This is a genomic window from Coprococcus phoceensis, from assembly GCF_900104635.1.
Taxonomy (GTDB): Bacteria; Bacillota; Clostridia; order Lachnospirales; family Lachnospiraceae; genus Faecalimonas; species Faecalimonas phoceensis.
Genome location: NZ_FNWC01000007.1, coordinates 2402625 through 2415031 on the forward strand (window position 1 = coordinate 2402625; position 12407 = coordinate 2415031).

The window sequence follows — 12407 nt, forward strand, 5'->3', positions numbered from 1 at the left end:
AAAATTGCTTTTAATTCGCAAAAAGCACCACTGTTTTCATCCAGTGATGCTCCTGCGAACAATCTTATTCCGTTTATGCTTTTTCTTCTTTGTAGAAAATGTCATCCATCTTCCAGCTTATCTCCATACGACCTGGTTCATAAATAAAGACTTTCTCAATAATCTTTGACAGCTGTATTTTGTCAAAATCCTGCAATGCTGCAATCTCATTTACTTCCATTTCTTTTTCTGTTGCTTCATCACATTTTTTCTTCGCTACTGCAATCTCATTCTCCAATTCTGCTATCTGCAAAGTGATTTCTGAAATACGGGAAGTCGTTTTTTCCAGTTCTTCCATATACCCTTCCTTGTCCAACACTTCTGAACGATAATCAGAATACAGTTTCATTTTTCTTGACGAGAGTCGCTTTTTTTCACTTTCCAGTGTTGCGATATTTTCTTCTTTCAAAATTGTTTTATGCCATTCACTTTTCTTTTTCTCAAGATTTTCCGAAATGAGTTGTGCCATATTTCTGGCTGCATCCAGTACTGTTTCTTCTGCTTCTTTCCTGTCCATTTTACTTTCCGCACACCCACTAAGACCGCTGATATGTGCCTGCATACAGCGATACCCAGTCTCTCTGCTGGTAAAACCAAGTCTTCTTCCACAGGTCGGGCAAAAGAAAATAGGGCAGGCTACTCCTCTTTTTGTAAGAACTCTTTTCTGGTTAGTAAACGCTTTCTCATTTGCTTTCCGGAATAATTCATCGGATATAATTGGTTCATGTGCATTTTCTACAACAATCCACTCCTCTTTATCATTGGAAACCAATTTATTGCTTCCTGTTCTTGCCACTCTCTTTTTATTCCAAATAATTTTTCCAAGATACACTTCATTTTTGAGCATATCTGAGATTGTTGTGACTGACCAAAGTTTCTTTTCTTTTTCGTTTTCTCTGTGCATTTTTATACCTTTTCTGCACATATACTCCCGGCATGTAAGCACATGGGTTTCGTTCAGATATTTTGCTATCTGTCCTTTAGTTTTCCCATCTGCCGCCATTGTGAATATCAGTTTCACTGTTTCAGCCGCTTCTGAGTCTATAACCAGATGATGCTTATCTTCTGGATCTTTAATATATCCATATTTTGGAAAAGCCGGCATATATTCACCGTTTTTAGCATGTGTTTTCATAGCAGAACGAACTTTTCTTGACAAATCTCTGCTGTACATTGCGTTCAGCATATTTTTTAACGCTACACTCATTCCTCCAGTAAAACCAGAGGAATTGATACTGTCAAAACCATCGTTAATTGAGATAATTCGAATACCAAGAACCGGCAGGATTTTTTCCAGATAATTCCCCACTTCCAGATAATCTCTTCCAAATCTTGAAAAGTCCTTTATAACAATACTTTTTATACGTCCTGCTTTTGCATCCTCCATCATCCTCTGAAAGCCAGGACGGTTAAAGTTTGTACCACTGTACCCATCGTCTACATATTCAACTACTGGACAGTTAGTAAATTCGTCCTGTTTTTTGATAAATTCGTTTATCAGCATTCTCTGTGCACTGACACTGTTACTTTCAGCTTTTATACTGCCATCTACATCATTATCCTCCGACGAAAGTCTGATATAAACAGCGATACATTCTGTTACTGGCATAACTCAGCCTCCCGTTCTTTTGCATATTTTCTTAGTTCTTCCAACATATCATCATACACCAAACGTACCGTAATAGAACCGCTTTCATGTATTTCGATTTTTTCTACAAAAGCATTGACCATTTCCTTTGTCAGCGTTCTCGTATTGCGGTATTTATTGATCAATGTTTCCCATTCTTCCTCTGTGTGAAAATTTTTTTCATATCCAACCTGATGCTTTAATAAAATTTCCATGTTATTCTGGATCTCTTTTTCTGTTTCCGCATCCTGCTTTGAAAATGTTTCATACTGCTCTGCATCAATAATACGGCACACATAATCCTCAAACAATCTTTCCCGGTGTACTGCCACTTTTTCCAGTTCTTTCCGGCATTTCTTGATTTCCCTGTTAAACACATCATATTTTTTAATGCTTTCCTGTCTTTGATTCAACCGCCGAATCAAATCTACATTTTCAACATATACATTGATATGTGCACGTATCACACGCAGTACATAATCATTCACTTCCAAATCAGTGATAGAATGTGGCGTACACTTCCCGTGGAGCTTATTATTTCCACAGTAAAACCTACGATGACTGTCTTTTGTTTTCCCATATAAATACATGGTTTTTCCACAGTCTGCACATACAATTTTCTGCTTGAAAAAGTTGAAGTCTCTTACATTATTGCCATTTGATTTACGAGCTTCATTAACCCGTTTTACGATATGACCAATCTTTTCCTGTACCTCATCAAAATCCTTTCTGCTCACAAGTGCCTCATGGGTATTTTTGATAATGATCCATTCTTCTTTCTGATTCATTTTCTGTCTCTGTGCTGCCCAGGAATCATTGGTAAACTGATTATGCACACTATCACCGGCATAATATTGATTCTCAAGGATTTTGTGGACTGTTCCTCCACTCCATGTCCATGTCGCTGACTTTTCATTTGCTTTTCCTGCTTTATCCAGCTTGTAGGCTTTCGGGCAGAGATACCCATCCGCATTTAATTTCCGGGCAATCTCTGCATAAGTCATTCCATCAATAAAATACTGAAATATCTTTTTCACCACTGGTGCCGCTACCGGATCTGGAATCAGCTGATGAGGATTATCCTTGTCTTTTTCATAACCATAAGCCATCTGACCGGAAGGAAATTCGCCATTTGCCCAGCTCGTCCGGTATGAACTTCTTATTTTCTTTGCCAAATCTCTGGAATAAAACTCATTATACACGTTTGACATGCTGATCAGCAGGCTTATGTCATCTCTGAACGAATCATAATGATCATTCACCGAAATAAAACGCACATTAAAGAATGGGAACACTCTTTCAATATAGCTTCCCGCCTCTACATAATTTCTTCCAAGCCTAGAAAGATCTTTAACAATAACACAGTCAATATTTCCCTCTTTGATGTCCTGCATCATCTCATTAAAACCATCTCTCTCAAAATTAGTTCCGGTTTTAGATATATCATAATATTCCTTTGCAACCACGATATCTTTCTGTTCTTTTACGAAATTATGAAGCAGAACCATCTGCGTTTCTATCGTATTTCTTTCTCTGTTCTTTTCACTCTCATAGGAAAGCCTTGCATAAAGGGCTGCATGTGAAACTTTTTCACACTGGTTTTCAGCTTCTGTAACCAAATTTTCTTTATTTCCAACATTCACATAATCTACTTTTCTTGATTTTCGAGCCATTTATACGACCTCCCTCTTTTGAATTTCTATCCTTCCGTCTATACCTGTGCTGACATCACATCCCACCGACTGTATCTGCCGTAACAGGGATTGATAACAGTCATCAAAATTAAATCTGACTTCAATATGTTTTTTATCATATACTAATATCTGGTCAATCAGTTCAACAGCAACAGTTCTTGTAAGTTCTTGTATATTCTGATGCTCGGCAAAATAATCCAGCCAATGATATTTATCACTTTTTGATTCCATGACTTCACTGATCTGTTGATCAATGCTTCGGACTGCTTCCTCGGCTTTTTTCCGCTTTTCTGTGTACCCGTCATGAAGCTCTTTATAATCTTCTTTTGAAATGATTCCTTCACGGAAATCTTCATATAGATAATCTCTTAATTCCCGGCATCGCTCGGCTTCTTTTTCTTTTGCTTCTTTTCTAATTTCCAGTTCTTTGATATCTAATTCTTGAAATGGTACTTCATGGATAAAATCCATGATTTTTTTCATATCAAGGATATTTTCAATATGGATTTTTACCAGTTCCAGTACTGTTTCTTCCAGTTTACCCATTGGTATTCTGTGTGCCGCACACGCTTTCGTGGCCGCATGTCTGGAACAGATATAGTAAGCATATACCTTTCCTCCTGCCGGAACATCCCGTTTGATCATCATTGCCCCACAGTCTCCACAAACCACAAGTCCAGATAATGGATATACCTTTTCCTCGTTCGGAGAAGTCCTTGTATCTATCCCTAATAATCTCTGCACCAGTGCAAATTCTCGTTCTGATACGATAGCCTCATGATTTTTTTCAATTCTAACCCAATCAGTCTCCGGCTTTTTCAACAATTTTTTCACTTTATGGTTTGGTGTTGTTCTTTTTCCCTGCACCAGAGTTCCAGTGTATACTTCATTTTCAAGGATTCTTTTTACCGACATGGCGCTCCATTCTGCCTGTTCGTGTGTTTTAAAATTATCCTGAATCCTTATTCCAAGACTGTGCTTGTATTCCATTGGTGAAAGAACACCCTGTTTGTTCAATGCATTGGCAATTGCTGTCTGGCTCATACCTGATAATTTCATACGGTAAATTTCTTTGACGATACCTGCCGCATATACATCTATCACCAGTTTATTTTTATTATCTGAATCTTTCTGGTAGCCATACGGTGTAAACGCTCCAATATATTCCCCATTTTTTCTCTTTACTTCCAGGTGGCTTCTTATTTTGATAGAAATGTCACGGCAATATGCATCGTTAATGAGATTCTTGAAGGGAATCACGATTTCGTCTGCCTGACTTTTTCCTTCCAGGCTGTCATAATGATCATTGACCGCAATAAACCGCACGCCAAGTGCCGGAAATAATCTTTCGATATATTTTCCGGCATCAATATACTCACGTCCAAAACGGGAAAGGTCTTTTACAACGACACAATCCACAATTCCTTTTTTGATATCTTCCAGCATCATCTGAAATGCAGGACGTTCAAAATTAGAACCGCTGTAACCGTCATCCACCCGTTCTGATACAACAACTATATCCTTTTTATCTTTTAGGAAATTTTTTATCAGATCTTTCTGATTTGAGATACTGTTGCTTTCACGCTTTCCAGCAGTAGCAACATCGCCATCTTCTTTCGATAAACGAACATAAATGGCTGCATGATAGATTTTCTTTGAATTGTTAATTTGATTCATCTTCATCCTCCTTAGTTTTACCTTTCCATCAACATTGGTAAAACCCAGAGGGTGAGTCGATTTTGTCCTGATATGAATGAGGAGTCCTGAGTTCCTCGTCTCCATATTAACATAACTCTTCAGATTTTACCATCACTTTTTATACAGAAAGCAAAAGTTCCTCAAATGCATCTTCAAAAGATACTCCATTGTTTGCAAACCTTATTTTCACTTTTACATTTCCTATACAGACAAGATAGGGATTTCCCACCTGTCTGAGATATTGAGCTATTCTTTTTTCCTTCGTCTGATTCCGGTCAATCCTTATTTTTCGGATATCCTTCAATTCCTTCAGATCCACATCATCAAAATCCGTTTCCAGATAGTTTCTATATTCTTCTGCAGTCATGCCCTTCTCCCTCCATTCCCATCTGAATCCGTACTGCTTTCAGTACCCGATCCAGGCTCCACTTATTTACTCTTCCGCATTTCTCAATAATACATTTTGTAGAAATGCTCATAACCTGTTCAGCCAGTGCCAGACTTCCTTTTCGGATTCCTGTCATATCGTATTTACTGATAAATACATGTGTTGGCAAATACCGCTTCTTATATATTCTTGATGTCAGCGGAACTACCGTTATGACTGAACTGTATGTATTGGCTTTATTATTACTCACTACGATCACCGGTCTTACTCCACTCTGAACCGAAGTTGTCGGGAACATACCGAGATCCGCCCATAAGATATCTCCTCTTCGAATCGTCACTTGTCATCTCTCCAATCTTTTTTATTTGTAAAGCATTCATAGCGCTATATTGGCTCCACAGGAATACGGCAGAGTTCCTTTCCAAAGTGGAAAGCTCTGCCGCATAACCTCTATAGCCAATTTGATTATTAAACAGTGCTCGCTCGATTCTATTTATCCTCGATACCCCGAATCGTTACTCCTGCATCTGCAGGAAGGGAATAATAACCTGCCCGGATGCATACTCCGGACCACAACCCGGAAACTCTCGTTTCCAGGCTCCAGCAGTTCATAGGTTTACCAGTTACAGACTTCTCAGGATCTGCAAGTGTATCGCATCTCATACGTATCATCGCATCACCAGCCTGCCAGCTGGCTTCGGTCAGTGCTTTTTCGCAGCATTACGGACGGGACTAAAAATCTTTGTTTTGTCTTATAATCCTATAGCGGCATCTTCCTCGTGCTCTCTGCATGAAATGTCACGTCAGTTATTATTGGATATTCAGTTATCATGGTTCATTTTAGGAAGTCCTTTAACTTCCTCTAATTACTAAAGTCAAATGACTTTGGCAGATGCAAAAGATTTTGAAAAATTTTTTAAAAAAATTTATTCATATACATTTCACGCATCTTATTAAGAGTGGATTTCAGCTTGTATGACAGCATCTGTCTGGAAATACCCATGATCTCTGCCATCTGTGTCTGTGTCTTGTTTTCAAAGAAAATGCCATAAATAATCATGCGTTCCTCTGAGTTCAGCTGATTGATCACTTTGTGAATATCCTGCTGTTCCATTTTTGTCAGTACACAATGCTCCACATCACAGTTCAGATCTGGAAAATCCTCAATCATGAAGCCTTCTCCATCAATGGACTGACCGCTATAAGGTACTTCTCTCAGCATCTTATCCACAACCTCACCCAGTTCGTTCTTAATCTCAACTTTTTTTGCCTTGCTGCTTCTGTAAAAATTGTTCATCGCATACGCAACTTCTTTTGTAATCTCAATCATTTCTCCATCAATATTTGCGTAGTACTTTCCTTCATAAAAATATGGGTGTTCAATATACATATCCATTCCTCCTGAATTTGAAATTTTGTTGCTCGTTTCAAATCCAGAAGGAGGACCTCTGTTTAGGATCATGCCTGCTCCGCCTTTATCCTGCCGGGATACGCCCGCAGTTATTGGCTGATAAATTCAGGCACGAAAAAAAGCCCCAGTAGTTTTTTCTTAACTACTGAGGCTTTCGTCTCTTTATTGTATTCAGTTATCTATGCCTTCTTTCATCAGCATAATCATTGTATCAGGATAAAGTTCACAAAGTATCCGCAATATGTTCCCATAAGTTCATGTCATTATTGAAATCGTACATATTTCAGTATAAAAAGTTCACCGTGTTATTCTTCTACTTCTTTTCCATCTATATATAGTTGAAATTTATCAGGATTATTGACTACATCATGGTCCTTTCCGTATTCTACAGGTCTATATTCGGCTGTCATTACCGATTTTCCATCTTCAATATCTTCTTTCCATAAATAGATGTTCATATCAAGGCTCGTCGCATATCCCCTGTCTGTGGAGAATTTTGTCGAATGAAAAGAATCATCCTTGTACATCTGCAAAAGTTCTCTTGCAAAAGCTTCTTTATCCTCGATATGTCCCCGGTTAGCAACCACGGTTATATTTTCATCTCGATTTACGGAAAATGTTCCAACTACATCCGGTTCGCTTTCCTTATGACCAGATTCAGATTTCCCATAAATACTTCCTGCAGCAATTATCAAGATGACTGCTCCTGAGATCACTGCAATTATCTTTTTCTTCATATTTTCATTAATTTCCTTTTAGTTTTTTTACTGCGTAATTGATTACTTCTTCCGGTGTAGGTCTGTCTCCTTTAAGTGTCATTTTCTTCCATTCTTCCTGCACAGCCGGATCAGGACTATCAAATCCTGCATCTATGGCTATCTGCATTTCTCTGCGTACTTCTTCTGGTGTTGTGTTGTACTTTTCTGCAATCTTCTCATAAATAGTTTTTTCTCTCATTTACCCGCCCTCCGGTTTCAAAGAATTATTTATAGTTCTTTAGAACTACTATATCATGATTCTCACTATGAAAAAAGATACTTTCACAAATGAAGCCATAAAAAAGAATAAAAAAAAGAAGAGCTTAATGCCCTTCGATTTCAATGCCTATTTCATTAGTCTACCAAAGCTCTAACAGCATTTAAAATTCTTTTCTGCTCGTCCTTTGGCAATTTCCCTATCATATCAGATAATTCATTAGTAACACCTGTGACAGAATGTGTCACAACATCTATCAGTAGCGCATCAGCCGATACATCAAGTGCATTGGCAATTGCTACAAAGGTATCCAACTTTGTTACTTTCAGTCCTCTTTCTATCACACTGACATGTGTTGTACTTAAATTTACCAGCGCCGCCAGTTCTTCCTGTGTAAGATTTTTTGCTTCTCTTGCTGCTTTGATTCGCTGACCAACCGCTTTTAAATCCATCATAGCACCTCCTTCAGAACGATAATTCGGTCTAAAATTAGTATACTGATGGATAATTGAAAGATACAGAATCCGCAAATCAAGTTATAGTTCTATAGAACTATATTTCACTTTTTTATACATGCAACACACAAAAAAGCCACCAGAAGAATTAGTATCCCCTGGTAGCTCCATTAAAATTTATCATTTGTTAATGTGCAACACTCATGCTCTCGTCAATCCATTTCTGTACCATTTGAGCACTTACATTAAGATAGTGGGCTATTTTATCAACTTTCATTCCATCCGCAGCCATGGATAATGCTGAGGCTTTTGCTTTTTTCAGCTCACCACTTTCAATACCTTCACTATAAATCTGTTCCATCTCACGGCACATGAATTCCACCCCTTTCTGTGTTTCCTTCAATTCGTATACTCTGTCAGCAAGTATCTTACTGTGCATATCTTCTGCATTCTTACAGTGAAGATCATGCATCAGTCTGCCTAATTCTGTATCCTCTTGTTTCTTAGAATTTACATAAATAATATGAGCTTCATCCTTAAAATTCTCACTGACTTCTTCGATTTTCCTGTCTATATGATAAATCGGAAGTCCGTATCCAAGTGCATCGTCTCTGGTGATAAAAATCACGTAGCTTTCCGGAAGGTCATCAAAATCCTGTCCTGGATTTAATGTGTTCATATCCATCAGACCACTATGATACCTTGCTCTTTTGGGAGATGCCCCTTCGTTGTCCTGTTGGATTTCTACATCCATCTGCTTGCCTTCAGAATCTCTGGCAACACAGTCCAGAATAGCTGAACGTCCCTGTAAATTCTTATAGTCCTTTTGAAGAACCTGATCAATCACTTTCAGATCCTTTTTATCCATAATTACCTGCAGAACATATTCTGTACATTCACGTTTCTTAAATACATTCCGCATAAACACATCGCTCATGATGGTAAGGTTTTTTAAGATACCCTTGTATCTTTCGTAACGTGTTTCCAATTCTTCTGTTTTCACGGTTTCTGCTTTCGCCACGTTCATTCTCGCCTCCATTCTTTGCTGTGTCAGGACAGATTCCTAAATGTCTCCTATCCCAATTTCATCTTAACATCAAAACCAGCTTTTCACAAGCCACTATTTTATCCTACACCACTTGAAAACAATAATTTCCAATCAGCTTCGTCCAACTATTATATTTATTCTTTTCACACACCTTTCGGCAAATTTCATTTTCCATCAATACACAGAACATCTTATCATAATCAAATGCCCAAACAGCACCATTCACATGGTTTTCCACTGCTTTCTGATCTATGCTTTTCAAGCGTGTGACCATTTTCTCAATTTCTCCATTTCCCAAGTTACCGATATTTTTGCAGATAAACCGAAAGAAATTCAACGTTGCATATTCGTCATGCCAATGGAACTCTTCTGGATTGTTTTTAATTTTACTGACTCGCTGCTGTTCTTTGATTATCTGAGCAGCTACACCTTTCATCGAATCTTCGTATCTCATATTATTCACCTACTCTTCCTCAACGCCCAGTGACGGTTTAAATCTTTTATCCTTTGCCTGCGGTACCACGATCTCATAAAAATAAAATCCTAAATACCCAAGTGCCTGCTTCTTCATTTTATAAAAAGAAGTCCTGCCTATTCCCAACTCCTGTTGTACTTCCACATCTGTCTTATTATAATGACTGCAAAAACAGGAATGAAGGATTTCACTGAGCATCACACCATTCGGTGCATAGAACTTCACCAAAGTCATTCCCCGATAGATCATGTCCGACAATCCATAAATAATCATCAGATTATTCATCTCCCGGTGCATCTTTGGCACGTTCAGCTGATGATTATAAATGCTCAGGTAGCTTAACGCATATGCCATATCTTCATTGATCTTCTCCTGGCACTCCATATCCAGTTCTTCCAATACGACCTGATTTTCCAAAATCAGCTTCTGGTAACTTGTCATCAGTTCTTTAATATCAGTATAATGTCTTTCGATTGTAACTTCCAGATAATCCTGTGCATGGCTTGCCATCTGGAAGGTAATCTCTTTCATTGATTTAATTGCATAATCTCTGTCTGTCATCAGTTTCAAAATCTCCTTATCATCATCACACTAACTGGCGGTCTTTCAGACCAGTTCGCTTTCCCCATGATTTTGATGGGAAGCAATTACTTACTACAATTTGCAGAAGCGGATATCCAAAAGGCATTGTGGGAGTTGCCTTTGCTGACCGGAATCCATCTTCTTATGTAAAACCTGCAGGAATATAAAGGGAAAGTGACTATCCCTGCCGGTTAATAATCCAAATAATATCGTCTATACCTATCTCTCCTTATGCTGTTTTTCTCTCCATAAACCATTTATCCACTTCGTAAAACAAATGGCTTTCCTGTCCCTGTATCATACAGGTGTACATCATTCCTACACCGCCTGCCTTTCTGCTGGCGCATCGCTCGATTTTCAAAATTCTGTCAATGCTATACTTTCTTCCATCCTCCCATGTAAAAAATATGGGAACCAGCTGTCCGTCTTTCCGAAACTCTGCCACTACATCTACATATACTTTGTTCATGCCGACACCTCACTATAAAATCTCGATTGCTCTTGGCGATGCCGGAATCCTTCGGATATATCCGTTTTGCTCCAACTGCTTGATTCTGGAAAAAGCAGATGATGTTGATTTCACCCCGATCAACTCTCCAAATTCCCGAACTGTCGGCGGATATCCATGCTCCTTCGTATAATTCAAAATACACTGATAACTTTCTTCCTGTTTTCTGGTTAATGCTTTTTTCAAATCTATCCCTCCAATTACCCATGAAAATAACTGTGTGGATGGACCGTGTGCGTACCAGCGTCTAAGTGGGATAAGACTTTATCCTGGTACATTGCCGCTCGCTGTATACTGAAATATCCAAACCGTCGTCTTATCTCATCTACAGTACGATCCAGCTTCTCTAACTTTTCTTTTTTCTCCTGATTTCCAAATAAATCCAACTGCACGGGAATATCATCTAACACAAGATCCGCAGCTCGGATTCCCAGGCTTCTAATGGGATGTTCCCATTTGTAATTATCTTTAAATAGCTGAAATGCTGCAGTTACAATCTCATTTGTAATATTCGTTGGCTGTCGTAAATGTATCTGTCTGGAAAAACTATACAATCCATTATCTCGAACTGTAATTTCTACTGTTTTGCATTTAAATCCATGTTTCCGCAATCGTGCAGCTACACTTTCTGCCAATGCTATTTGAATGATCCAAACATCCAGATCATTTTCCAGATCTCTCGGTGTTGTGGTGCTATTACCTATCGACTTTACTGGAGCTTCATACCCTTCCTTGCAAACCGGATCTTCATCCCAGCCATTTGCGAAAGCCCATAATACATTTCCTATTTTTCCAAAATGGCTCTCTAACAACTTTTCGTCTGATTCCGCAAGTTGCCCGATTGTCCGGATTCCAAGTTTTTGCAATTTCTTATTTGTCTGTCTTCCGACATAAAGCAAATCTGACGCAGGAAGCTGCCATATCCTGTCTTTATAATTTTCTCGATTAAACTCTGTGATTGCATCCGGCTTTTTGTAATCTGAACCAAGTTTCGCATAAATCTTATTCCAGGAAATTCCAATACTCACTGTTACTCCAAGTTCGTATTTAATCCGATGGCTGATTTCTCTCGCAATCGTCATTCCGCTTCCTTTCAGATTTCCACTATCTGATACATCCAGCCAGGCTTCATCAATTCCATATGGCTCAATTTTATCTGTATACTCTGAATAGATTTCCCTTGCCATTTGAGAAAATCGCAAATATAAATCCATCCGTGGTGGTACAAAAATAATTTCCGGGTAAACCTGTTTCGCCTGCCATAATGCCATTCCGGTTTTTACTCCTTTTTTCTTGGCAATATAATTTGCTGTCAGCACAATTCCATGCCGGGCTTCCGGATCACCACCGACTGCCAGAGGCATTCCAGCAAATTCCGGATGATGTAGCATTTCTACACTGGCATAAAAACAGTTCATATCACTATGCAGGATCACACGCTCACTCAAACTTTTCACCTCCCAGCTGCTTCCTTCAACATAATGTCTTATCAATTTCTGTATGTTTA

Annotated in this window: 16 protein-coding genes; all 16 read right to left on the reverse strand. The window is 38.6% G+C overall.

Translation table 11 applies throughout. The features are described from left to right. Positions 1–73: 73 nt before the first annotated feature. The 16 genes from BQ5364_RS14975 to dinB all read right to left on the reverse strand — a co-directional run bounded on the left by BQ5364_RS14975 (position 74) and on the right by dinB (position 12348). Complete coding sequence (locus BQ5364_RS14975) at positions 74–1648, reverse strand: recombinase family protein (protein ID WP_071144563.1); 1575 nt, start codon at positions 1646–1648, stop codon at positions 74–76. Next, complete coding sequence (locus tag BQ5364_RS14980; protein WP_071144564.1) at positions 1639–3339, reverse strand: recombinase family protein; 1701 nt, start codon at positions 3337–3339, stop codon at positions 1639–1641. Before BQ5364_RS14980 ends, BQ5364_RS14975 begins: the two co-directional genes overlap by 10 nt. After that, complete coding sequence (locus BQ5364_RS14985) at positions 3340–5037, reverse strand: recombinase family protein (RefSeq protein WP_071144565.1); 1698 nt, start codon at positions 5035–5037, stop codon at positions 3340–3342. Between the two features lie 139 nt (positions 5038–5176). Continuing rightward, positions 5177–5425 carry a DUF6870 family protein gene (locus BQ5364_RS14990; RefSeq protein ID WP_005344286.1) on the reverse strand — a complete coding sequence of 83 codons (249 nt, stop codon included), beginning with the start codon at positions 5423–5425 and terminating at the stop codon, positions 5177–5179. Beyond that, a complete protein-coding gene (locus tag BQ5364_RS14995; RefSeq protein ID WP_071144566.1) occupies positions 5406–5786 on the reverse strand; it encodes a type II toxin-antitoxin system PemK/MazF family toxin in 381 nt (126 codons plus the stop codon). Before BQ5364_RS14995 ends, BQ5364_RS14990 begins: the two co-directional genes overlap by 20 nt. Before the next feature lie 149 nt (positions 5787–5935). Further along, positions 5936–6118, reverse strand: coding sequence for a hypothetical protein (locus BQ5364_RS15000; protein ID WP_071144567.1), 183 nt, complete (start codon positions 6116–6118; stop codon positions 5936–5938). Between the two features lie 244 nt (positions 6119–6362). Continuing rightward, complete coding sequence (locus tag BQ5364_RS15005) at positions 6363–6836, reverse strand: sigma factor-like helix-turn-helix DNA-binding protein (RefSeq protein WP_172677496.1); 474 nt, start codon at positions 6834–6836, stop codon at positions 6363–6365. Between the two features lie 326 nt (positions 6837–7162). Beyond that, positions 7163–7594 carry a hypothetical protein gene (locus BQ5364_RS15010; RefSeq protein ID WP_071144569.1) on the reverse strand — a complete coding sequence of 144 codons (432 nt, stop codon included), beginning with the start codon at positions 7592–7594 and terminating at the stop codon, positions 7163–7165. 7 nt (positions 7595–7601) lie between these two features. After that, positions 7602–7814, reverse strand: a complete 213-nt coding sequence (locus BQ5364_RS15015) for a sporulation initiation factor Spo0A C-terminal domain-containing protein (protein ID WP_071144570.1) — start codon at positions 7812–7814, stop codon at positions 7602–7604. 155 nt (positions 7815–7969) lie between these two features. Next, positions 7970–8287 (reverse strand): type II toxin-antitoxin system RelB family anti-toxin, encoded by a 318-nt coding sequence (locus tag BQ5364_RS15020; protein WP_226862455.1) that lies wholly within the window; start codon positions 8285–8287, stop codon positions 7970–7972. 187 nt (positions 8288–8474) lie between these two features. Then, the gene (locus tag BQ5364_RS15025; protein WP_071144571.1) at positions 8475–9314 is read right to left on the reverse strand and encodes a PD-(D/E)XK nuclease family transposase; all 840 of its coding nucleotides are present in this window, start codon (positions 9312–9314) and stop codon (positions 8475–8477) included. A gap of 103 nt (positions 9315–9417) precedes the next feature. After that, positions 9418–9789 carry a hypothetical protein gene (locus BQ5364_RS15030; protein WP_071144777.1) on the reverse strand — a complete coding sequence of 124 codons (372 nt, stop codon included), beginning with the start codon at positions 9787–9789 and terminating at the stop codon, positions 9418–9420. A 9-nt stretch (positions 9790–9798) separates the two neighbouring features. After that, positions 9799–10371: an ArpU family phage packaging/lysis transcriptional regulator gene (locus BQ5364_RS15035; RefSeq protein WP_071144572.1), complete on the reverse strand. Its 573-nt coding sequence runs from the start codon at positions 10369–10371 to the stop codon at positions 9799–9801. Positions 10372–10621: 250 nt separating this feature from the next. Beyond that, positions 10622–10861, reverse strand: coding sequence for a hypothetical protein (locus BQ5364_RS15040; protein ID WP_005344271.1), 240 nt, complete (start codon positions 10859–10861; stop codon positions 10622–10624). Between the two features lie 12 nt (positions 10862–10873). Beyond that, positions 10874–11086, reverse strand: a complete 213-nt coding sequence (locus BQ5364_RS15045) for a LexA family protein (RefSeq protein ID WP_023922630.1) — start codon at positions 11084–11086, stop codon at positions 10874–10876. 14 nt (positions 11087–11100) lie between these two features. Continuing rightward, positions 11101–12348 carry a DNA polymerase IV gene (dinB, locus tag BQ5364_RS15050; protein ID WP_071144573.1) on the reverse strand — a complete coding sequence of 416 codons (1248 nt, stop codon included), beginning with the start codon at positions 12346–12348 and terminating at the stop codon, positions 11101–11103. Between the last annotated feature and the right edge of the window lie 59 nt (positions 12349–12407).